The sequence below is a fragment of the Paraburkholderia sp. BL25I1N1 genome (assembly GCF_003002025.1).
Lineage (GTDB): Bacteria > Pseudomonadota > Gammaproteobacteria > Burkholderiales > Burkholderiaceae > Paraburkholderia.
Genome location: NZ_PVZB01000022.1, coordinates 95,837 through 117,924, shown reverse-complemented (window position 1 = coordinate 117,924; position 22,088 = coordinate 95,837). Strand labels below are relative to the sequence as shown.

General features: G+C 65.3%; 22 protein-coding genes. 7 read left to right on the top strand and 15 right to left on the bottom strand.

Annotated features, from left to right (window positions below):
• Window positions 1–44 precede the first annotated feature (44 nt).
• The 5 genes from B0G73_RS29025 to B0G73_RS29005 all read left to right on the top strand — a co-directional run bounded on the left by B0G73_RS29025 (window position 45) and on the right by B0G73_RS29005 (window position 6,885).
• On the top strand, window positions 45–1,457 hold the full coding sequence (locus B0G73_RS29025; protein WP_106284607.1) for a 3-oxoacyl-ACP reductase: 1,413 nt from the start codon (window positions 45–47) through the stop codon (window positions 1,455–1,457).
• Between the two features lie 2 nt (window positions 1,458–1,459).
• A complete protein-coding gene (locus B0G73_RS29020; RefSeq protein ID WP_106284606.1) occupies window positions 1,460–2,395 on the top strand; it encodes a MaoC family dehydratase in 936 nt (311 codons plus the stop codon).
• Between the two features lie 157 nt (window positions 2,396–2,552).
• The gene (locus B0G73_RS29015) at window positions 2,553–3,854 is read left to right on the top strand and encodes an acetyl-CoA C-acetyltransferase (RefSeq protein ID WP_106284605.1); all 1,302 of its coding nucleotides are present in this window, start codon (window positions 2,553–2,555) and stop codon (window positions 3,852–3,854) included.
• Between the two features lie 135 nt (window positions 3,855–3,989).
• A complete protein-coding gene (locus B0G73_RS29010) occupies window positions 3,990–5,792 on the top strand; it encodes an AMP-binding protein (RefSeq protein ID WP_106284604.1) in 1,803 nt (600 codons plus the stop codon).
• A 37-nt stretch (window positions 5,793–5,829) separates the two neighbouring features.
• Window positions 5,830–6,885, top strand: coding sequence for a DUF1571 domain-containing protein (locus B0G73_RS29005; protein ID WP_106284603.1), 1,056 nt, complete (start codon window positions 5,830–5,832; stop codon window positions 6,883–6,885).
• On the opposite strand, the gene B0G73_RS29000 is transcribed toward B0G73_RS29005, so the two are convergent.
• The 6 genes from B0G73_RS29000 to B0G73_RS40695 form a co-directional block, all read right to left on the bottom strand.
• Window positions 6,882–7,340 (bottom strand): hypothetical protein, encoded by a 459-nt coding sequence (locus B0G73_RS29000; RefSeq protein WP_106284602.1) that lies wholly within the window; start codon window positions 7,338–7,340, stop codon window positions 6,882–6,884. The genes B0G73_RS29005 and B0G73_RS29000 overlap by 4 nt on opposite strands.
• A 40-nt stretch (window positions 7,341–7,380) precedes the next feature.
• On the bottom strand, window positions 7,381–8,958 hold the full coding sequence (locus B0G73_RS28995) for an FAD-binding oxidoreductase (protein WP_106284601.1): 1,578 nt from the start codon (window positions 8,956–8,958) through the stop codon (window positions 7,381–7,383).
• 66 nt (window positions 8,959–9,024) lie between these two features.
• On the bottom strand, window positions 9,025–9,495 hold the full coding sequence (locus B0G73_RS28990; RefSeq protein ID WP_106284625.1) for a hypothetical protein: 471 nt from the start codon (window positions 9,493–9,495) through the stop codon (window positions 9,025–9,027).
• Window positions 9,496–9,770: 275 nt separating this feature from the next.
• Window positions 9,771–10,622 carry an anti-sigma factor gene (locus tag B0G73_RS28985; protein WP_106284600.1) on the bottom strand — a complete coding sequence of 284 codons (852 nt, stop codon included), beginning with the start codon at window positions 10,620–10,622 and terminating at the stop codon, window positions 9,771–9,773.
• Window positions 10,622–11,152, bottom strand: a complete 531-nt coding sequence (locus B0G73_RS28980; protein WP_106284599.1) for a sigma-70 family RNA polymerase sigma factor — start codon at window positions 11,150–11,152, stop codon at window positions 10,622–10,624. The genes B0G73_RS28985 and B0G73_RS28980 overlap by 1 nt, the downstream gene beginning before the upstream one ends.
• A gap of 14 nt (window positions 11,153–11,166) precedes the next feature.
• Window positions 11,167–11,304: a hypothetical protein gene (locus tag B0G73_RS40695; protein WP_166679092.1), complete on the bottom strand. Its 138-nt coding sequence runs from the start codon at window positions 11,302–11,304 to the stop codon at window positions 11,167–11,169.
• A 408-nt stretch (window positions 11,305–11,712) separates the two neighbouring features.
• Between B0G73_RS40695 and hfq the strand changes: the two genes are divergently transcribed.
• Window positions 11,713–12,216: an RNA chaperone Hfq gene (hfq, locus tag B0G73_RS28970; RefSeq protein ID WP_106284597.1), complete on the top strand. Its 504-nt coding sequence runs from the start codon at window positions 11,713–11,715 to the stop codon at window positions 12,214–12,216.
• A gap of 20 nt (window positions 12,217–12,236) precedes the next feature.
• Here the strand turns inward: hfq and B0G73_RS28965 are convergent, their stop codons facing one another.
• Entirely contained in the window at window positions 12,237–12,467 is a 231-nt protein-coding gene (locus tag B0G73_RS28965; protein WP_106284596.1) for a hypothetical protein, read from the bottom strand.
• 330 nt (window positions 12,468–12,797) lie between these two features.
• Between B0G73_RS28965 and B0G73_RS28960 the strand changes: the two genes are divergently transcribed.
• On the top strand, window positions 12,798–12,986 hold the full coding sequence (locus B0G73_RS28960; protein ID WP_106284595.1) for a hypothetical protein: 189 nt from the start codon (window positions 12,798–12,800) through the stop codon (window positions 12,984–12,986).
• 389 nt (window positions 12,987–13,375) lie between these two features.
• Here B0G73_RS28960 and B0G73_RS28955 read toward each other — a convergent pair whose 3' ends face one another.
• Genes B0G73_RS28955 through B0G73_RS28920 form a run of 8 tightly spaced genes read right to left on the bottom strand, consistent with a single transcriptional unit; the run spans window position 13,376 to window position 22,088 of the window.
• Entirely contained in the window at window positions 13,376–14,092 is a 717-nt protein-coding gene (locus B0G73_RS28955) for a DUF2968 domain-containing protein (RefSeq protein ID WP_106284594.1), read from the bottom strand.
• Between the two features lie 49 nt (window positions 14,093–14,141).
• Window positions 14,142–15,533, bottom strand: a complete 1,392-nt coding sequence (locus B0G73_RS28950; protein ID WP_106284593.1) for a sigma 54-interacting transcriptional regulator — start codon at window positions 15,531–15,533, stop codon at window positions 14,142–14,144.
• A gap of 10 nt (window positions 15,534–15,543) precedes the next feature.
• Entirely contained in the window at window positions 15,544–17,334 is a 1,791-nt protein-coding gene (locus B0G73_RS28945) for a TadG family pilus assembly protein (RefSeq protein WP_106284592.1), read from the bottom strand.
• Window position 17,335: 1 nt separating this feature from the next.
• Window positions 17,336–17,737 (bottom strand): DUF3613 domain-containing protein, encoded by a 402-nt coding sequence (locus B0G73_RS28940; protein ID WP_106284591.1) that lies wholly within the window; start codon window positions 17,735–17,737, stop codon window positions 17,336–17,338.
• Window positions 17,738–17,792: 55 nt separating this feature from the next.
• The gene (locus B0G73_RS28935; protein ID WP_106284590.1) at window positions 17,793–18,647 is read right to left on the bottom strand and encodes a tetratricopeptide repeat protein; all 855 of its coding nucleotides are present in this window, start codon (window positions 18,645–18,647) and stop codon (window positions 17,793–17,795) included.
• A 9-nt stretch (window positions 18,648–18,656) separates the two neighbouring features.
• Window positions 18,657–19,679, bottom strand: coding sequence for a type II secretion system F family protein (locus B0G73_RS28930; RefSeq protein ID WP_106284589.1), 1,023 nt, complete (start codon window positions 19,677–19,679; stop codon window positions 18,657–18,659).
• A 2-nt stretch (window positions 19,680–19,681) separates the two neighbouring features.
• Window positions 19,682–20,710 (bottom strand): type II secretion system F family protein, encoded by a 1,029-nt coding sequence (locus B0G73_RS28925; protein WP_106284588.1) that lies wholly within the window; start codon window positions 20,708–20,710, stop codon window positions 19,682–19,684.
• Complete coding sequence (locus B0G73_RS28920; RefSeq protein WP_106284587.1) at window positions 20,703–22,088, bottom strand: CpaF family protein; 1,386 nt, start codon at window positions 22,086–22,088, stop codon at window positions 20,703–20,705. Before B0G73_RS28920 ends, B0G73_RS28925 begins: the two co-directional genes overlap by 8 nt.

The window sequence follows — 22,088 nt, the reverse complement described above, 5'->3', positions numbered from 1 at the left end:
AAAGGGCACTTCCCTCGGGCGTGGCCAGCGGAGCGACTAATAATATGAACGACTCTTATCTGAACTTCGTCAACTCGCCGTTCGGCGCGCGCCTCGCGCGCTCGGTCGGCCTGCCGAAGCCCGAGGTGCTGCGCCGCTATCGCGCGGATCAGCCCGAGTTCGGCGGACTGGTCGCGCTCGGCGCGGGCCGCGAACCGCATCTGCTCGACGCGCTCGCGAGCCTCGTGGCGAGCATCGGCGTAACGAGCGTCGCGCATGAAAGCGCCGGCCTGTGGGTGCCGCTCGCCAACCGCCACGGCCTCATGACAGGCCGCTTCGAAGCGGCCGACTCCGGTTCGCAAGGCAAACTCGCGGCCCTGCTGTTCGACGCGAGCGGCATCGAAGACAGCACCCAGCTCGAACCCTTGCACGGCTTCTTTCACGACACGCTGCGCTCGCTCGGCAAGTGCGGCCGCATCATCGTGCTGGGACGGCCGCCGGAGAGCTGCGCGACGCCGCGTCAATGGACCGCGCAACGGGCGCTCGAAGGCTTCACGCGTTCGCTCGGCAAGGAAGCGCGGCGCGGCATCACCGCGAATCTCGTGTACGTGGAGCGAGGCGCGGAAAATCGGGTGGAAGCGACATTGCGGTTCTTTCTGTCGCCGCGCTCGGCCTATGTGTCGGGCCAGGTCGTGCGCGTCGCCGCCGGCGCGGGCGACGAGACAGCACCCACCTTCGATTGGCAGCAACCGCTCGCGGGCCGGCGCGCCGTCGTGACCGGCGCGGCGCGCGGCATCGGCGCCTCGATTGCGAGCGTGCTCGCCGCCGAAGGCGCGCACGTGATCGGCATCGACATCCCGACGGCCCGCGACGCGCTCGACGCAACCATGCGCCAGTTGAACGGCACCGCCCTCGCCTTCGATATCGCCGCACCCGAAGCGCCCGCGCAGATCGCGGCCGCGCTCGACGAACAGGGCGTGGATATCGTCGTGCATAACGCCGGCATCACGAAGGACAAAACCATCGCGAAGATGACCGAGGCCGCGTGGCAAAGCGTGATCGACATCAACCTGTCCGCGCAGGAGCGGATCGACGACGCCCTGCTCGCCGCCGGCATTCTGCGCGACGGCGGCCGGATCATCGGCGTGTCGTCGATCAGCGGCATTGCCGGCAATCTCGGCCAGACCAACTACGCCGCGTCGAAGGCCGGCGTGATCGGCCGCGTGCAGAGCATGGCGCCGCATCTGCGTGCGCGCGGCATCACGATCAACGCGGTCGCGCCCGGCTTCATCGAAACGCAGATGACCGCGAAGATTCCGATGACCATCCGCGAAGCCGGACGCCGCATGAATTCCATGAGCCAGGGCGGCCAGCCGGTCGACGTCGCGCAGACCATCGCGTGGCTCGCCCATCCGGGGTCGGCCGGCGTGAGCGGCCAGATCGTGCGCGTGTGCGGACAAAGCCTGATTGGAGCGTGACCATGGCTGAGCCCGGTGATCCGTTCGACGGCAGTCCTCTATCGAACCCGGCGCGGCCGGATGCGGTGCGGCCCAAGACCGTCGTGATCGAGACCTTGCCCGCGCCCGCCAAGCTCTATGCGCGCGCGTTGTCCGGGCTCGTCAAACGCGGACGCGAGACGCATCTGCCGCCGCTGCGGCTCGTGCGACCCGCCGTCGCGCTCGAGCCGGGGCCGATCTGGCGTTACGCGCGCGTGTGCGGTTTCATCCCCGAGCACGGCGTGCCGCTCACGTATCCGCATCTGCTCGCCTTTCCCTTGCATCTGCTGATGCTGACCGACCCGGCGTTTCCATGGCCGGCGCTCGGGCTCGTGCATCTGGCCAATCATGTGCGTCTGCGCCGGCCGCTCGCCTACAAGGAGATGCTGCGCGTCGAGGTGGAATTCGGCGCGCTGCTGCGCCACGACAAAGGCCAGGCGTTCGTGCTGCATACGCGCATGTACCGGCGCGGCGAAGCGGTTTGGGACGGCGACAGCGTCTATCTGAAACGCGGCATGCCGGCGAGCGGCAGCGTGCTCGATCCGCTCGAAGCCGGCGCCGTTGCGCTGCAACGCATCGCGCGCTGGCAACTCGCGTCGCAGTTGGGCCGCGACTACGCGAGCGTGTCCGGCGACTACAACCCGATCCATCTGAGCGCGCTGTCCGCGAAGGCCTTCGGCTTTCCGCGCGCGATCGCGCATGGCATGTGGACACTGGCGCGCGCCGCCTCCGCGTTGCAACCGCCGAAGCCGCTTGCGGAAGCCACCCTCAGCGCCGAATTCAAACTGCCGATGCTGCTGCCCGGCGAGGCGTCGCTGTGGAGCGCGTCGCCTTCGCTGATCGAACGCGACATCGAGGTGCGCGATATCGCGGGGCAGAAACCGCACTTGCGCGGCCGCATGCAGTGGAGGTTGCAATGAGGTGCGCGCGTCGTGCGTCGAGTCGTGGAATCGTGGAATCGTGGAATTGCGGGCGGCTGAATCGTTGTTGAATCAGGACCGTCGCGACCGGCCGTCAGACCATTGTTAGACCATTCGCATTATTCAATACTCAGGGAACGACCCGAAGGAGCCGAGCATGTCCAACCCGCTGCCAGCCGTACGCCGAGTCGCCATCGTCGGGGGCAACCGGATTCCGTTTGCCCGCTCGAATACCGCCTACGCGACCGCGTCGAATCAGGACATGCTGACCTTCACGCTCCAAGGGCTGATCGACCGCTATAACCTGCACGGCGAACGTCTGGGCGAAGTCGCCGCGGGCGCCGTCATCAAGCATTCGCGCGACTTCAATCTGACGCGCGAATCCGTGCTGTCCACCACGCTTGCCAAAGAAACGCCCGCTTACGATGTGCAACAGGCCTGCGGCACCGGACTCGAGGCGGCCATTCTCGTCGCCAACAAGATCGCCTTGGGGCAGATCGAAGCGGGCATCGCGGGCGGCGTCGATACGACCTCCGATGCGCCGATCGGCGTCAACGAGCGGATGCGCAAGATCCTGCTTGAAGCCAATCGCGGCAGGAGCACCGGGCAACGCGTCAGCGCGCTGAGCAAGCTGCGGCCCGGCATGTTTTTCAAGCCGCTTCTGCCGCGTAACGGCGAACCGCGCACGGGCCTTTCGATGGGCGAGCATTGCGAACTGATGGCCAAGCGCTGGAACATCTCCCGCGAGGCCCAGGACGTGCTCGCCTACGACAGCCACCGCAAGCTCACGGAGGCGTATGCGCGCGGTTTCGTCAACGATCTGATGACGCCGTACCGCGGTCTCGCGCGCGACAACAATCTGCGCTCCGACCTCACGCTCGAAAAACTTGCTAGCCTGAAACCGGTATTCGATCGCGACGCCGGCACGCTGACCGCGGGCAATTCGACGCCGCTCACCGACGGCGCTTCCGCCGTGCTGCTCGCGAGTGAAGAATGGGCCGCGCGTCACGGACTGCCGGTGCTCGCGTACCTGAGCTGGTCCGAAACCGCCGCCGTCGACTTCTTCGACAAGAAAGAAGGCCTGCTGATGGCGCCCGCCTACGCCGTGCCGCGCATGCTGGCGCGCGCCGGGCTCACGTTGCAGGACTTCGATCTGTACGAAATCCACGAAGCCTTTGCCGCCCAGGTGTTGTGTACGCTCGCGGCATGGCAGGATGACGAGTATTGCCGCACGCAGCTCGGCTTGCCGGGCCCGCTCGGCGCGATCGATCGGGCAAAATTGAATGTGAACGGCAGCTCGCTGGCCACAGGCCATCCATTCGCGGCGACGGGTGGACGCATCGTCGCCGGCCTCGCGAAAATGCTCGCGCAACTCGACAAACCGGCCGGCACCGCGCGCGGGCTGATTTCGATCTGCGCGGCGGGCGGCCAGGGGGTGGTCGCGATTCTCGAACGCTGAGCACGAGATGCGTTTCAGTGTTTGCTTCGCCGCATGTTTTTGCTTCACACGCTGCCACACTCGCGTTGATTGCTTCGATGACCGGCCACCGGGCCGGCACACAAAGAGATGAAGCCACAGCTTCAGGAGACGACCATGACCCAGCCCACTCAAACCACGCTTGCGCCCGGCGGCGAACCGGGGGCGCCGAACGCGGCCAACCCGGCGCCTGCTTTCACACAGGCTCACGCGCCCAACACCGACGGCATCTGGTACGCGTCCTATCCGGCGGATGTGCCGCGTGAAATCGACGTGTCGAAATACGAATCGGTCGTACAGTTCTTCGACGAATGCATCGCGCAGTTCCGCGAGCGTGTCGCGTATGTGAGCGTGGGCGCGAGCATGACCTACGGTGAACTCGGCCGCAAGGCCACCGCGTTCGCCGCGTATCTGCAGAGCATCGGCGTGAAGCCGGGCGAACGCGTCGCGATCATGTTGCCGAATACGTTCCAGTATCCGGTCTCGCTGTTCGGCGTACTGAAGGCCGGCGGCGTGGTGGTCAACGTGAATCCGCTCTATACGGTGCGCGAACTCGCGCATCAGTTGAAGGACAGCGGCGCGCAAACCATCATCGTGTTCGAGAACTTCGCGAAGACGGTCGAAGACGCGCTGCCCGGCACCAAAGTGCAGAACGTGATCGTGACGGGACTCGGCGATCTGCTCGCCGACGGCCTGAATCTGAAGGGACGTCTGCTCAATTTCATGCTGCGGCACGTGAAGAAGATGGTGCCCGCGTACAACCTGCCCAAAGCGGTGCCACTGCTCGAAGCGCTTTCGACGGGCTACTCGCGGCCGTTGACGCCCGTGCGGCCCACCCACGACGACATCGCGTTCCTGCAGTACACAGGCGGCACGACCGGCGTCGCCAAGGGCGCGATGCTCACGCACAGGAACATCATTGCGAATCTCTTGCAGGCCAAGGCGTGGTCAGAAGGCCAACTGACCGGCGAGGTCGAAACAGTGCTCACGCCGCTGCCGCTGTACCACATCTATTCGTTGACGGTGAACGCGCTGATCTTCATGGGATTGGGCGGGCGCAACATTCTGATCGCCAATCCGCGCGACATGAAGCGCGTGATGATGATCATCCGTCACGAGAAATTCACCGGCATGACCGCCGTGAACACGCTCTATAACGCGTTCCTCGACAACGAGGAATTCTGCAAGCGCGACTTCTCCGATCTCAAGCTGGCGATGGCGGGCGGCATGGCCACGCAGAAGTCAGTGGCCGAGCGCTTCAAGGCGGTGACCGGCAAGCCGATCATCGAAGGCTACGGGCTCACGGAATGCTCGCCGATCGTGTCGATGAATCCGGTCGACCTCTCCAATATGCGTGACTTCGAAGGTTCGATCGGGTTGCCCGCGCCGTCCACGCAAGTGCGTTTCAGGAAGGACGACGGCCATTGGGCGAACATCGGCGAGGCGGGCGAATTGTGCGTGAAGGGACCCCAGGTGATGAAAGGCTACTGGAATCGTCCGGAAGAAACCGCCAAGGTGATCGACGACGACGGCTGGCTCGCCACCGGCGACATCGGCGTGATGGATTCGCGCGGCTTTATTCGGCTGATCGACCGCAAGAAGGACATGATTCTGGTATCGGGCTTCAACGTCTATCCGAATGAAGTGGAAGACGTGATCGCGGCGCTTCCGGACGTGCGCGAAGTCGCCGCAATCGGCGTGCCCGACGCCGCGCAGGGCGAACGGGTGAAGGTATTCATCGTCAAGCGCAATCCCTCCCTGACGGCGGAACAGGTGATCGCCCACTGCCGCAAGAACCTGACCGGCTACAAGGTGCCGAAGCTCGTCGAGTTCCGCGACGAGCTGCCGCAAACCAATGTCGGCAAGATTCTGCGCCGCGCCCTGCGCGACGAGGAACTCGCGAAGCAAAAGCCTGCCTGACAGGGAAGGCGCTTCGCGTCACCTTTCGGAGAGATTCATGAAGCACCGCCTGTCCGCACGATCACGCCGCACGCCCGTCTTCATGCGCCTCGCCGGTTTGTTGCTTTCGTCGCTTTCGTCGCTGCGGACCGCTGGTTTGCGTGCGGACTTATTCACACGCTTGCGCGCATCGTTGCATAGCGTGCCGTCGCGCAAGCTCCTGATCGCGGCGCTCGTGGCGGGCGCGGCCGCACTCGCCACGCCGGTCGCATTCGCGCAAAACGACGACACGCCGCCCGCGCTCGACAGCGCCAGCACCGTCAAGGCGCCGTCCACGCCCTCCGCGCAGGTCGGCAAGCTGACGCTGGATCAGCAGGTCAAGTGGCTGCGCGCCGCGCAACAAAGCGGCGCGATGGAAAAACTCAGTGACGCGCAACTGGTCGCGCTGTTCCAGTCGCTCGATCCACTCGCGTTGCCGCGCTATATCAAGGAAGGGCCGAACGGCTACCCGTCGTACGAGTTCACCATGGCGCGTTCGGAACGCATTCACGGCCAATGGCCCGACAAGCCCGATCACATGCTGGTGCGCGTCGCGCACGACCCGTTGCGCATCTACGCGAAGTGGCTGCCCGACGGCGCGCACGCCGGCCAGGAAATCATCTACGACGAATCCAAACGGACCGATGAGATGTACGGGCATCTGGGCGGCATCATGAACGTGATGCCGGTGTGGACCTCGCTGACCGGCGCCCTCGCCCGCGCGCAATCGAATCATCAGGTGCGCGATCTCGGCACGGAATACATCGCAAACCAGTACCTCAGCGAAGGCAAGAAATACATCGAGGCCGGCTTGCCGCGTTCGACCCTGGTGGAAGTCAAGACGGTCGACGGCGTGCGCGTGGTGGCCTTCACCTTCGAAACGCCGACCGGCCAGCCGCAGTTCTACGCGAAGAAAGAAACGCTCGGCCTCGACCTGCGGCATCCGTATTTCCGCACCGTCGAGTCTTATGACAACGACGGCAAGATCTTCGAGAAGATCGTGTTCGAAACCATCACACCGAAAACATTCGACGACTCGACCTTCGATCCGAAGAACAAGGCGTACAGCTTCTAACTCTCGTGCAATACGCGCGGCGCGAAGGCGAATGCAAATGCGACGTGACCATGCTGCCTGTCCGAGCCGGCGCTTTGCTCGTGACTGTGTTCGTGTTCGATCACCTGTCCCGCGCTTTTAGCGAGTTGGTTCAGCACGAAGTAGTCGGACGCGCGCGTGAGGCCGATTAGCGAAACCGACAGGAACGTGGGCGTAGGTGTGGGTGTACGTGTCGGCGTTGCGCAAAGCAGCGGTGCAAGTGTCGTGTACCAAAGCGCGCCGATATCGTCGCCGGTTTCGAACACGGGCAACCGCCGGTGTGCTGCATAGCCGACGAATGCGGCGCCGTACGCCAACGTGGAGTCGACCACCGCCACCGTATTGCCACGCGCCGCCGCATGCGCGAGCCACGGCCACGCGCTGCCTGCCGCGGTCGAGAGGCAAGCGCCGATCATCATGAAAGTGCGCCGGTCCATGCACTGCTCCTGTCGTCATGCCTCGTTTGCGGCCGCGCCCTCAGGTATAGCCGCGCCGGTCGCGCCACGCCGCCGGCCAGATGCCCTGCTTGCCCGGCGCGAGAATGCCGTTCGGGTCGAGCGCGTCCTTGATCGTTTCCGAGAACCGCAGCAACGCGCCGTCGTTGAAGCTGTACTGGGCCGCGGCAAAATCCATATACGCGAGATGCGCGCGGTATTCGCCGTAGCCCGCCGCGCGCGCGTCGCTCATCAGCGAGCGCAATAGCGCGCCGGCCTGCTCGACCTGGTTCGCGTCGTCGCGGTCGAAGATCGCCGCGAAAATGTGATGCAGATGGCGCACGCCCGCCGTAAAACCGCCGTAGTAATCGAAGCCGTATTCCGCGGCGCGTGCCTTGACCATCGTGTATTGACGCAACGCGTCGCGCCCGGTCGCGGGACACACCGGCGCGAAGTCCACGTGCGCGCCCGCGCCGCCGCGCCAGTCGAGCATGCGAAACGCGCTCATCGCCGGAATGCCGGCGAGGTTGCGGTCGCCGCCCGCCGTGGGCTGCGCGTCGCCCGCGTAGCGCGCCGCCAGAAAGCGCGCCCGCGGTATGCGCGCAAACGCGCGCTGAACGATCGCATGGCGCGCGTCGATCGATTCAGGCGTACCGTAAAGCGCGTAATGCAGATTCCAGCGGCCCACATTCAGCTTCTCGAGCATCGCGTCCACCGCGCTTCCGGGCATCGCCCCCGGTCCGTCATACCACTGCGCGCGCGCCGACAAGCCGGCCGCGCGGCGCAAACCGCCTTCGATCACCGCGTGATTGCGGATCGTTTCATCGAGCCGCAAAGGCCGCAAGATCTCCACGATCGCTTCGAGATCCGCTTCGTGTTGAAACTGGATTTCGCCGAGCAGATAAGCGGGCGGCGCGGGCATCAGCCAGACGCCGAGCTTGGTGACGATGCCGTAATTCGACTGCATGAACATCGCGTCGAACGACGGCCCGTAACCCGGCTGGTACAACTGCCACGCGGTGCCGATTTCGATCCCGCCCATGCCCGTGCGCAACACATCGCCGTTGGCGAGCACCACTTCCATGCCGCACTGCGACGCCGCGTGATCGCCGTACGCGGTATAGCCGAAGCCGCGTTCGAGCGTATTGCCGACCACGCTGCCCCAACCGGCCGCGGGCGGATCGACCCACAGCTTGTAGCCCTTGTCGCGCAGATGCGCGTACAGATCGAAGTAGCTGACGCCCGGCTCGACCAGCGCGTACGCCATGGCCTCGTTCACTTCGATGATGCGGTTCATCCTGTGCAGATCGAGCACGACCGAACCGGCAAGACGCGGCGCGGCGCCGCCATACGCGAAGTTGCGTCCGGTCGAAACGGTCCACAGCGGAATGCGAAATTGATTGGCAATGCGCAGCACCGCGCGGATTTCATCGACGGAGCCGGGCAAGACGGCGGCACTTGCCGAAAACGCTTCGCGCTCGCCGGGCGCGAACGGATCGAGATACGCGGCGAGGCCGTCCGCCGAGGTCACCACCTGCGGCTCGCCGACAATCGAACGCCAACCGGCGAGCGCGCGGTCGAACTGCGCGGCGGACACCTTTGGCGGCAAGTTGCGAATCAAAGCGTCTCCCTGGCCGCCGCGCGAATCCGCGGCGGTGAGTCAGCGGCACGAGTCATTGGCGGCGAGTCAGCGGCGCATTCCTCCGCCGCCGTGCGGCATGCCGCCCCACGTGTGCATGGGCGCCGCGCCGTGCCAACCGCCGCGTCCGCCCGCGCCGAACGATCCGTGCACGCCATGCACATAGCGCACATGATCCATATGATGGAAATGATGAAAGCGGTCGACGAACACGAACGACACGCCGACCCCGAACACCACCGGCGGCCCCCAATACCATGGATCGTAGTAGTAGACCGGGCCATCCGCCAAGGCCTGCGCGGCGGCATCGTCCTCGACGATCTGCCATGTGCCGTCCGGTTGCAGGCACGCGCGGCCGGTGATCTGCTGCATGACGCCGTCGATTTGCGCCTGCCCCGCCACGAACCGGCACACCGGCGCATCCGCTTGCGCCTCGACCGGCGCCGCACACGCGGCGCACAGGCACACACAAGCTAAGCCGCAATACAGCCCGCTGCCGAATTGATGAAATGTGAGCATGATTTTGCTGCCTCTATGCTGTCCGACGCGCACCGGCATTGCGGCCGCAAGAAACGTGTCGGCACCGTGAAGACACCGTCGTTTGTCTCGCTGAAGACCTTGCCATGTAGCCATGTACGCACGCGGGAAAGGCACGATCCAGCAACAAGTAAACGCGGCGCCGCGCGACGCTATTCCGTCCGCGCGGCGCAAGCGCACGCCGATGCTGTTACCGGGTGTTGCACGGCCTCTGCCGACCGACACGACAGTCGCGCGGAGCGGACTCGCACATGCCCCTACTGCCACGACTCCGGTTTGCCGCCGAGCGCGCTGCACACGTCGATGGCGATCGTGCGCAGCTTGCCTTCCGCGATCGGCCCGGAGAGCGCGTAGCCCATGCCGTCGCTGACCCAGTAGAAGGTGCGGCGGTTGCCGTCGCGAAACAGGCGGAACGCGGTTTCGTCGCGCGAGATGCCGGTGACGTAGAGCGTGAGCCGCGCGCCGCTGGTGTTCTCGTACATGAACTGCGCCGCCGGACCCGCTTCGCCCGGCAACAACCGGCCGCCCACCAGCGAGTAGCCGTATTCCTGCAAGGACGGTACCGAGAGCGGCCGGTTCAGCCGTTTGGAGAGCCAGTTGATCAGATGCTCTTCTTCGTTCGCGGCGACTTCCACCGGATGACGCCGCTCCGGCGTGTACACCGCATAAGCGATGTCCGCGCGCTCGGCGAAACTCGGCGGGCTGCCGCCGAGACCGTCCCACGCGCCGCCGGTCAGACGCGGCGCGAGCGGCCCAAGGGCGAGCGCGAGCCCGGCGCCGGCCGCGAGCCAGCAGGCCGCGACGCCCGCGCGTTGCCACCAGGCGGTCCTGCGCCGCAGCACGATGAAGGCCGGTTCATCGGCCGCCTCGCGTTCATGACGCTCGTTGCGCTCATCGCGCTCGCTGCGCTGCGGCGCGCCGCACAGCACGCGCAACGCGGCTTTCTGCGCGCGCCACGCGGCCACGCGCGCGGCGGCCTGCGGATGCTGCGCCAGCTGCGCCTCGATCGCGGCACGCTCCGCGCCTGGCAATTCACCGTCGACATACGCCGACAGCGCTCGCAGATCGAGCCCTTCGGGCAAGCTGGAATCGTAGTCGTCGCTGTTCATCACGGGTTTCTCACTACTTTCAACGGTGGACTTTTACGCGCCGGCCCCTGCGCCGGTCCCTCCGTCAGCAACGCGCGCATGTGTTCGCGCGCGCGGGAGAGCCGCGACATCACCGTGCCGATCGGCACGCCGAGCGCGCGCGACGCTTCCTGGTAAGACAGCTCCTCCACGCAGACCAGCAACAGCACTTCACGCTGTTCGACGGGCAGACAATACAACGCGCGCTGCAGATCGCGCAGCACAAGACCGTCGACCTCGCCCTGCGGCGCTTCGAGATTGCGCCAGGGCGCGCTCTCTTCATCGACGGCAATCTCGCGGCGGCCGCGCAGCTGATCAATGTAGAGATGCCGCAGGATCGTCAGGAGCCATGCGCGCAAATTGCTGTCCGGCCGGAACGCCGCCCAACGGGCGAGCGCGCGCTCCGCCGTATCCTGTACGAGGTCGTCGGCCCATGCGCGGTCGCCCGTCAGTGCGCGCGCGTAGCGGCGCAGCTGCGGGAGCCACGAAATCACTTCGGCTTCGAAATTCACCCGGCGAGCGGCGCTCAGTAGCCGCCGCTGCCGCCGCCGCTCGAACTCGAGGCGCCGCTATCGGTCGCGGACGTGCACGCGCTCGTCGCGAGGGTTCCCCCCGCCAGTGCCAGCAGAACGAAAACGGCGGAAAGGATGCGCGATACTTTCATGGTGAGTCTCCTGTCGGTCAGAGCTGGCGCTTTCGCGCCTGACTCGGCTCTCATGCGAGAAGCTTGCGGATGAGCGCCCGAACATCCGGTGCGGCCGGCACAAGCCGATCGGCGACGCGCACGATGCAGTGTCGCCATGCCTGGTATAACGCGGTCGGGCGGCGCTTTATTCCATCCGATACACCGCGCCCGCCATCTTTTTCCGCCATCCGCGCCGCGCAGGGCCGCGCGTGGCGGAAGAACGCGGCATTCATCCGCAGATTCGTAACTCAACGTTACAGTCAATAGTTATCAGATGCTTATGCGCCCACAAGCCGTTATAGTGGACGCAGTTCGCCCGCCGACGCGTTCCGCCCCCACACAGGGTAGAATCGCGGCGAACAACCGTCTTTCTAACCTGAATTGTCCATGGCTTCCGCAGAATCGCATCCGCAAAACGACTTCATGAACGCTGCGCGCAAAGAACGAAAGCGCGTCGAGATTTACCTTGTCAACGGCATCCGCCTGACCGGGTGCATCGAGTCGTTCGATCAGTATCTGGTGATGCTGCGCACGCCTGTCGGCCTGCAAGGCATCTACAAGCGCGCGATCTCGACGATCCAGCTCGACACCGGCACGCGTCCGGCTCCGCGCGCGGGGCGTCCCGCGCACGGCGAGCACACCACGCGCGGCCCGCACGGCTCGCGTGAACCGCGCGATCATCGTGAGCCGCGCGAACCGCGTGAACCGCGCGAGTCGTATGGCGCGCCGTCTTCAGACCGGCCTGCGTCGGATCGAAGCAGCGGTACGTCGGACGGCCCCGTGGTCGTTACGCGCCGCCGGCGTCTGTTCGGCACGGGCGGCGACGGTGGCAACCACGGCGGCGGTAACCACGGTGGCGGCAATCATGGCGGTAATGGCGGCAGCGAGTAAGCCGCCGCGGCGGCGCTCGGCTACTCCGGCGAATGGCCGAGCCGCTGCAATATCTTCTCCAGACGCATCACCTGCAGGTCTGTCAGTTCAAATCCGCATTTGACCGCCAGCACGCGGCGGCGCCAATACACGGCGTCCAGCCAGCGCTGCGCCGGTTGCTTCGTTGCCCAATCCAGGTGTTCCAGCTCAGCTTCCACGACGTGCGACGCGTTGAGGCGCTGCGACGCGCACGCGGTTTTTTTCCGGTTCATGTTATTCGCTGCCTTGTTGTTCACGGGTTCTGGTTGCGCCCCTCCCGAGCGCGATATTGCCGGTTCGCGGCATGCGTTGCGGTCTACCGGCCCACGCAGCCAGTGCCTGCTTTTCTTTTGCGCGCCGCACTGTGTCGACACACGGAAAACGAGCTGATGCGCAATGGTTTTTAAGTTTCGGCTGATAAACCCGCCTCGGTTTGCGCATCGTTCGGCTTGCGGGTTTGCAGCGGCACTTACGGCGCACGGTCCTGGACCGTTCGGCCGATGTTCGCCGAGGCCTGCTTTGCGCTATGCTGACTTGCTGACTCTCTTCTCACGGAGCACGTCATGACCAGCAAGAAGCAACACGAATCCCCTCCCGCGGCAACGCAAGCGCCCGCCGAATCCGACGACAACCGTCTTGACGAGGCGCTCGAGGAAAGCTTCCCCGCCAGCGATCCGATCGCCGTCGATGTGGGAGACCCGCATCACGCGTCGGACAAGGAGGGGGCTTCGGAGGGAAAGAAGCGGCATTAGAGCTGGCCGCTTTATCGGCTGGCGGAGCACAGGGAAAACGAAGCAGCAGCCAAAGCGTGGCCGCCGCTATCGCCATCGCGTAGGCGGTGCGTTAAGCGCTGCCGCTAGTGCGCGTGCAAAACAATGGGGAAGAAGCGCGGCGAGCCACTCGCGCGCCGCGCGTGAGACTTCACGCGAACACGCGTGAAATAAACGTGGGTGGCTATTACTACTGCAGGAATTGGAAAATCCGGCGAGTGCGTGAACCGGCAACGGCGTTCGCGTGGGCCTCGCGAACTACGCGCATTGCACGAAGGTCGTTGAACAACGAGCCATCGTTGCGGTGAAGCCGAGCGAAACGGTCAACACCGCGCCGCCCTGCCCACCGGATGCCCTTTAGACCGCCACACTCAGCGCGAGGGCAACCCGCTTTCCAACTGGCGTTGCAGATCGCGCACCTGGCGCTGTGCGGCACGCAGCTGATCCTGCGCGGAAGCCTTCTGCTGAGCCAGCGACGTCGCTTCGGCTCGAGTTTGCTGCTGCTGGGTCGCCACGATGCTCTGCTGCTGACGCGCGACATCGAGGTCCGCCTGCAAGCGGTTCGCATTGTCCTGCTGCAACGCGATCATCCGCTCCGTGAATGCTTTTTGCGCTTCGAGTTGCGTGCGGCGAATCTCGACGTCCGACAGTTGCACCGTCTGACGCACGAAATCCTTGTAGATCATGTCCGCACGTGTCGCGTCCTGCGTCTTGATGACACGCCAGAAATTTTTCTGCTGGAACAGCGCCACGTAGTACGTCATTTCCTTGCCGTAAAACAGCAAGCTCGCGCCGTAACTGCCGTTATACGTGGTGCGCAATTCGCTTAGATCCGACCCGTGGATCATCTGCTGCAATTCCGCCACGTTACCTGCTGCGGACTGCTTCGCTTCGTCCGACGTGAGGGCGGAAGTCTGCGCCTGTCCTGCCTGCGAGGTAGCCGGCAACGCGGCCGTCGTACCTGGCTGGGAAACGACACCGCCGCTCGCGCCGCTGTTCTGCAGAGCTTGCGCATTGACGCCTTGCGCCGTGCCCATTGCGATCAATGCGGCAAGCGCAATCTGTCGCAGTTTCGACTTTCGGTCCATGTAATTTATGCTCGAACAGTTTTTTTGTTTTAGTACAACCATCCCATTATTACTCACTTTCCCGCGTTTCGGGCTCCTCGTCGAAAATTTGATACTTGCGCATTTTCTCCCATAACACCTTGCGGCTAATGCCGAGATAGAGCGCCGTATCCTGGCGGCGCCAACCGTTTGCGTCGAGCGCGGCGAGCACGCGATTCCGCTCGGCCATGTCCCATTTGCTGCGATCCACCAGCACCTCGGCCACGCTCTCCGCCGGCACCGGCTGAGTGGTGCGCGCGAGCGCGAGAAGCCGTTGCAGGCGCGCCGCATCCCACGCGCCGATTTGCCGCACGGTCACGCCGATGCGTTCGGCCAGATTGCGCAACTCACGCACATTGCCGGGGAAATACGTATCGGCGACAGCGTCCGCGAGCCAATACGGCAGATCGGGCAACGCGGCGAGACGCTCCGCGCCGACGATCTGCGCGATGAACGCCTTGAAGATCGCAATCTTGTCGACGGCGCCCCGCTCTTCCAGCGACGGAATCTTCAATTCGATCACCGCGAGCCGGTAGTAAAGGTCGGCGCGAAACGTGCCGTCCTTCACCAGTTGCGGCAGCAGTTTGTTGGTCGCCGCCACCAGCCGGAAATCGAGCTTGACCGGCGTCGCCGAACCGATGCGCGTGACCGCGCTGTCTTCGAGCACGCGCAGCAGCTTGACCTGCTGATACAGCGGCAGATCGCCGATTTCGTCGAGAAACAGCGTGCCACCGTCGGCTTGCTCGAAGTAGCCTTTGTGCGCAACCACCGCGCCGGTGAACGAGCCTTTCGAGTGACCGAAGAACAGCGATTCGAACAGGCCGTCGGGAATCGCGCCGCAGTTCACCGCGACAAACGGGCCTTGTCCGTAGCGGCTATGTTTTTCGTGCAGCAGTTGCGCGATGCGCTCCTTGCCGACGCCGGTTTCGCCGTGCACCAGCACACTTGTGTCGCAATCGGCGAAGGTGTCGACTTCGTGCAGCAGCGCCTGCATGCACTCCGAGTTGGCGATCATCGCATCGGACTCGTGCGTCTTGGCGCTGTGCGCGCGCATTTGCAGCACGAGCTTCATGACCATGCCGCGCAGTTCGGCGCAGGTGAAGTCGAGCGGCAGAATATGCGAGTACTCGGACGGATAGGCGGCCGGATCGTGCTCGCGCGGCGCGGCGCCGACCCAGACCACCGGAATGCCGTGCGCGGCCTGCCAGTCGCGCAGGATCAGCGCGCCGCTGTCGATCACCGACACGCTGATGATCGCAAGCGACGGCCGCAGCGCGGTCCGCTCGGGCGAGATCGCGATGTCGTCCGCACGGATCACTTCGACATCGAAGCTCGCCATGCAGCGCGCGACCCGGTCGACGATGTCGGCCTTGCCCTCCCAGACGTAGATATCGAGTTCCTCGATTTTGGTGGTGGTTCTCATCTTGGATTGGCTAGTTGACCAGTTGCGAAACGCCGCACGTCAGCGACATGTTGTGGACCGTGGCGGTGCCGACCTGAACGCCGAGCAGGGACAGTGTGGGCACGAGCACCGCGTCGAGCAGCGAGAAGACAGGTTGTAGTGCAGCCGACAGCACCGGCGCAAGGGCGGAGAGCAAAGGCTGGATCACCGCGGTCAGATTGAGTCCCAAGGCGGTCACCTGTAGTGTGTTGGGCAACACCTTGAGTAGCTGCGCGGTCAGCGTCGACGCATCGCTGCCAACGGCATTGGAATTGATGGTGACCGACGAATCGAAACTGCCGAATGCGCCGTTGAACGTAACGGGCTGGGACGAAGGCGGCGCCAAGGGCAATTGCTCCGTTCCGTTGATCGCAATTTTCGTGAGTTCGTTCGTGCCGGTTGGCAGGGTCCATACCGTAACGTCGGCGACATTGATCGTTCCGCCGCAAGCCGGATTCGCCCCCACGCAGACCGTCGCGATGCTCGGTTGCACCAGAATCGTGGCATTGGTCGCTGCCTTGGTCGACTCGCAGTCGACCGAACTGAGCGCGGCAGTGCCCTGCGCGCTCGTCAGCGAAAGCATGATCGGTGTACTCAAGGCGGAAATGCTGATCGAGCCGATGCCAAGATTCAAGGTGATTGGCGCGAACGTCAGCGGCAGCAGATTCACGCTCGCGTTCACCACCGCCGTGCGCGCCATCGTGCGATACGTCCCATTGGGCAACATGCCGCCCTCGCCGACCGCCAGCACCGGTGGCTTGATAACCTTTAGCGAAATGCCCGCCACGCCCGCGAGACCCGTCGCCACATTGATCACCGGCGCGTTGCCCTGTGTTCCGTCCGGACTGCGCTGCGCGATCTGCGCGGCGACCAGCAACGCATCGAACGCATTGACCGTCGCGGTTGCCGCGGCGTTCGGAGTGGCAAGGCCGAGCGCGAGCAGCCCCGGCGAAGTCGCACCGCCGTCGCCGATCGTGATGTTCTGCCCACCTGGAATAGCCACCGCCACCTTCTGCAGAATCGATGCATTGATGGTGTCGCCGCCTGCCTGCAACGCGGTGACCATGGCGACCATCAACTTCTGAAAGCTCACAGTGGTGCCGAGCAAACCTTGCATGGTCGAGGCGCCGAGCGCCACCATCAGATCCTGCAGCTTGATGTGCGCAGTCGCGAGGCTCTGTGTGTCGCCCACGCTCAGCGACACACTGGTTTTCAGCAAGCCGCCAAGAATCGCATCCAACAGCGCCGACTGCTGCGTATTGATCGACGCGATGCCGGTGCCGAGCGAGAACGCGTCGATGTTGGAAGCGAACGCAGTAGCCGTCGCCGAAACGTTGCGGCTTGGTCCGACGAAGAAGTACGGCACGACCTGCGTCGTCGTCACCTGCACTGCATTCAGCGGATTGCCGCTAGTGCCGAAATAGGTGCTCTTGCTGGTATCCCAGCGGCCGCAGGTCGTATTGATCGTCGTGGTGGCGCCGGCCGTGAAACCGTTGGCCGCCGCGTTCTGCTGCGCGGCCGTGGTAGCGGTCGCGCAGCCGCCCGTGGAGCCGATCATCTGGACCGCCGCCAGCGCCGCCAGATCGGCCGTGCGCTGCAACTGCCGGCGCGCGAAAAACACGTTGCCGACGTCGAGCGCGCCGAGCGCCGCGATCGCCACGCTCAGCCAGATCACCGCGACCACCGCGACCGAGCCATGCTGACGGCGCGCGCCCGCGCGCCGCATCCACAGAGGATGCGCGTGGCGCGCGGCACGGGTCATGGCGCAAGGCAATTGGCGCATGTCAGTTCGATCCGCCGCCGCTTCCACCGAGCCCGCCGTTGACAGCCATCGCACCATTGCCGCCGCTGCCCGCGTTCAACGCGGAGCCGTACAGATCGGGAATCTTGCTCTTGAACGATTCCATGTAGCGGCGGTAGGCCAGCCCGGCTTCGGCGCCGAGCATCGGCAGCGCCGGCGCGGCTTCCGTGTTGCTGCTCTGCAGGTCGCGCCATGCGCGGGTCGCGTGACCCACTTCGCTGGCTTGCACTGCCGGCGGCGCGCTCTGATCGGCCGGGGTCATTTCGCTCGTCTGCGCCATGGCCGAGACGGACGCGCCCAGCAGCGCACCGGCCGCCGCAGCCGTTGCCAACCACCGGCACGGCATCGACGCGCTCCAGCCCCGCTTCGTTGTTGTGTTTCTCATTGCTGCTCCCTGAATCCCTGATTCCCTGATGCATCGCCACGAGGTCGTCGCGCGCTCACTGCGCGAACCGCTGTAAGAGACGCGGCGCGGGCTCGATGCCCTGCGCGCTCGCGACCGTGCGCGCGCCCGCGCCGAGCGCACCCGAGTCTTGTTGCGGCGGCGCACCGCGTGTTTGTGCGCGCGCCGCCGCGGCCACCTTCGCCGCATCGCTGCGGATCGCGGCGCGCACGTCCGGCGCGAGCTTCTGCTGGTTCATGACCGCCAGCGCCTGCGCATGGTTGCCATTGGCAAGCAGATAAAGCGCGACGTTGCTGACGATCTTCGGATTGGTCTGGTCGAGTTCCGCCGCCTTCATGAGCGGCACGCGCGCGCCGTCCACATCGCCGTCGCGCAATCGCGCATAGCCGAGGTCCGAGAGCGTCGTCGCATCGGTCGGCGCGAGCTGGACGGCCTGCTGCAATTCCTGCGCGGCGCGCCCGAAGTCGCCGGCCGCGCCCGCGATCAGACCGAGGCCGCGGTAGCCGCGCGTGGCGAGCGGCGTCTTCAGCAGTTGTCCGTATGCGTTCGCGGCGGCGGCCGGCTGATCGGTCCTGCGCAGCGCGTCGGCGCGCAGCAGAATCGAGTCGGGGCTTGCGCCGTACCGCTTGTCGTACGCGTCGATATGCGCGAGCGACGCAAAGTACAGCCCTTGCGATTGCATCTGATCGATCAGGCCGAGGTACATGCCGGGCGTGTCCGGCGCGGGATCCTTGCTGGCCTGCTGCGCCATTACAGCGCGTTCCGCCTGCGGCCCGACGCCATAGCCCATGACGTCTTTGGACGCGCACGCGCCGAGCAGCGACAACGCGGCCAGCGCCGCCGCGCAACGGGCGCCCGGTTTGACGGAATCGAATGAGAGACTGTGAGTCATGGCAAATCCTTAGTGCTTCACCTTGCCCAGCGAATGCTGAACAGCCAGCACGCCGGGTCCGGCCGTGACGATCATCAGCGCGGGCAGCAGCGTGACGATCATCACGCCCGTCATCTTCACGGCGAGCCGGCCGATGCGTTCGCGCAGCATCGCGCGGCGCGCCTCGCGCAGGCGGTCGCCGAACTGCTTGAGCGGTTCCTGCACGGCGCCGCCGTGCCGGTCGACCTGCACCAGCAAACGCACCACGGCGCGCAGATCTTCGTTGTCGTAACTCGACGCGAGCCGGTTCAGCGACTGCTCACGCGTGCGGCCGGCAGCGAACTGGCGCTGCGCGATTTCGAGTTCGCCGGCGAGCACTGGCAGCATGCCGCGAAAATCGTTGACCACCACCTGCAAGCTCTGATCGAGCGACAGACCCACGCCTTGCAGAAGACGCAGCAAATCCACCAGCAAAGGCAATTCGTCGACCACCGCGCGACGGCGCTTGCCGGCACGCCGCTGCAACACGAACTTCGGCAACATGAAGCCCGCCATCACGGCGATGATCACCAGCGCCACATAACGGGATCCGTCCAGATGGGCGCTCGCCAGCGTGCCGGCAAGCACCGGCAGCATCAGAGCGCCGAGCAGCCGCGCCAGCAGAAACAGGCCGCGCGTGCGCGTATCCACGAAGCCGCATTGCTCCAGCAGCCGGCGATCTTCTTCAGCGACGACCTGGCGGCCGAGCGGCGTGTCGAGCCAGCGAATCCCGGTATGCACGAAGCGTTCGAGCAGGCCCTTGAAACCCGCCGGCGGCGCGCTGCGCACGGCAGCGTTTGCGCCACCCTTCGCACCACCCCGCGCGCCCTCTGCCCCACGTGCCGCGGCAGCCGCGAGCGCCGCGCTTTGCGACGCGCGCTCGTCGAGTGCGTTGCGCAGCGTGCGTTCGCTGCGCCGCGCTGCCGCCACGCGCGCCAGCACCAAGCCGGCGATCAGCAGCAATGCGAGCGCGGCCAGAGCCAGTGCAAGCGCGGCGAGTTGTTGGGTCTGCATCGTCAATTCCTCAGATTCGCGAGGCGGTACAGCAGATACGCCCCGACCACCTGCAGCACGAACGCCAGATAGACGAGCTGTCGCCCCAGCGGGTCGAACCACATCGAAGCGAAATACTTAGGATTGGAGAGAATCAGAAAACCGCCGATGCCGATCGGCAACATGGCCAGTACCCACGACGACAGCCGCGTTTCCGACGACATCGCCACCAGCTCGCGCTCGGCGTGTTCGAGATCGCGCATGAACGAAGCCATCCGTTCGAGCATCACGTCGGCGCGGCCGCCGTATTTGACCGACAGACGCAGCACGGCACCGACCAGTTCGAGTTCGCGCACGCCGTAGATCATGGCCACCTGCGAGAGCGCGCGATCGATTTCGACGCCGGTGCGCAGCATCCGCGACACGTAGTCGAGGCATTCGCGCAGCGGCGCCTCGGTGGTTTGCAGCGCGGCCTGGAAGGCGGCCGGCACACTGTTGCCGAGCGTAATGAGCCGCACGATGCCGTCGAGAAAAAGCGGCAGCTGCCGCACGATCTGCTGACGGCGTTTGTTCACTCGCATCGTCAGCAGAAAATAGAAGAACATCACGCAGGCGAGCAACGCGACGCAGGCCGCGAGCGCGCCGCCCACCATGGCGGCCCAGCCGCACAGCAGCACCACGATTGTGCCGGCGATCGCAGCAGGCCCTTTGGCATTGACAATACCGGCGCGCGCCATCGCGTGCTGCACCATAAAGCGCACGCGCGCCTGGCAGTAGCGCCAGCGCGCGAGCCAGCCTGCATCGGCCGACGGTGCCTGCGGCGCGATCACGGCGTGCTGCGCCACGACGCGCGCTGGGGCGACGCGCGCAGTGCTTGCCGCGCCGCCGCCCATGCCGCCCACGGCTGCGCCGGCCGGCATCGCCATGCGGCTGTCGATATAACGTTCCGCGCTCGCCTGGCCTTTGCGTTGCGCGCCGCGCTGCCAGAGCAGCAAGGCAAGCGCCGCGCAGAGCAGCGCAAGCGCCGCGAAGACCAGAACCGCGCTAGACATTGAAGCCTCCGCCGAACCCACCGCCACCGCCAAAGCCTCCGCCCGAGCCGCCGAAGCCCGCATTGCCGAACACATGACTTGCCTCGCCGCCGCCCAACGCCTGACGGAAACGCGCCAGCTTCGGCGAGTGCGGGTGAATGCCGAGCGACACCCAGTTGTCGAGTTCATCGCCTTCGGCCGTCAGGATCGGCTCATAGCGATACAACTCCTGCGTCGCGATGATGTTGTCCGACAGTCCAGTCACTTCCGTGATCGACAGAATCCGCCGACGCCCGTTGGAAAGCCGGCCGATCTGCACGATGAAGTCGATCGCGTTGGCGATCTGGCGGCGCAGACTGGACTCGGTGCCCTGGAAGCCCGCGAAACCGGCGAGCATCTCGAGCCGGTACAGACATTCGCGCGGCGAGCTGGCGTGCACGGTGCCCATCGAGCCGTCGTGGCCGGTGTTCATCGCCTGCAGCATTTCGAGCACTTCGCCGCCGCGCACTTCACCGACGATGATGCGGTCCGGCCGCATCCGCAACGTATTGCGCAGCAGGTCGCGAATCGTCACGATGCCCGAGCCGTCGAAACCGCCCGGTCGGCTTTCGAGCCGCACCACATGTGGATGGTTCAGCGACAGTTCGGCGGTGTCCTCGATCGTCACGACCCGTTCCGGTTCGGGAATATGAAAGGCCAGCGCGTTGAGCAGCGAGGTCTTGCCCGAACTCGTGCCGCCCGACACCAGCACGTTGCAGCGCGCCGCCACCGCCGCTTCGAGCAGCGCGCCGATTTCCGGGCTGTAGGTGCCGTTGCCGAGCAGATCGTCGGGCCGCATCGGATCCTTGCGGAACTTGCGGATCGAGACGATCGGGCCGTCGATCGACAGCGGTTCGATCACCACGTTCACGCGGCCGCCGTTCGGCAGACGCGCATCGACCATCGGATTCGATTCGTCCAGACGCCGGCCGATCGGCGCGAGAATGCGCCGCACGATCCGCAGCAGATGCGCGTTGTCCGCGAAGCGCACCTGGATGCGCGTGAGAATGCCGTGGCGCGACACGTACACGTCGTTGTAGCCGTTGATCAGAATGTCTTCGACGGCCGGATCGGCGAGCAGATCCTCGATCGGACCGAAGCCCGCGAGCTCCTTGGTCAGCGCCTCGGCAATCAGGCGCACCTCGCTTTCGTTGATCGGTATCCGGCGCAGCCTGACGAAACTGTCCATCTCCAGATCGACGAACTGGTTGATCGCGTTACGCGACCAGCGGCCGAACTCGGAGCCGAGCTCTTCGATGCGCGTGAGCAGATGTTCGTGCGCCGCGTTCTTGATGTCCTGGAACTGCTGGCTGTGCGCGAACGAAGCCGCGTCGTCGGCAAATTCGATCTCTTTTGCCAT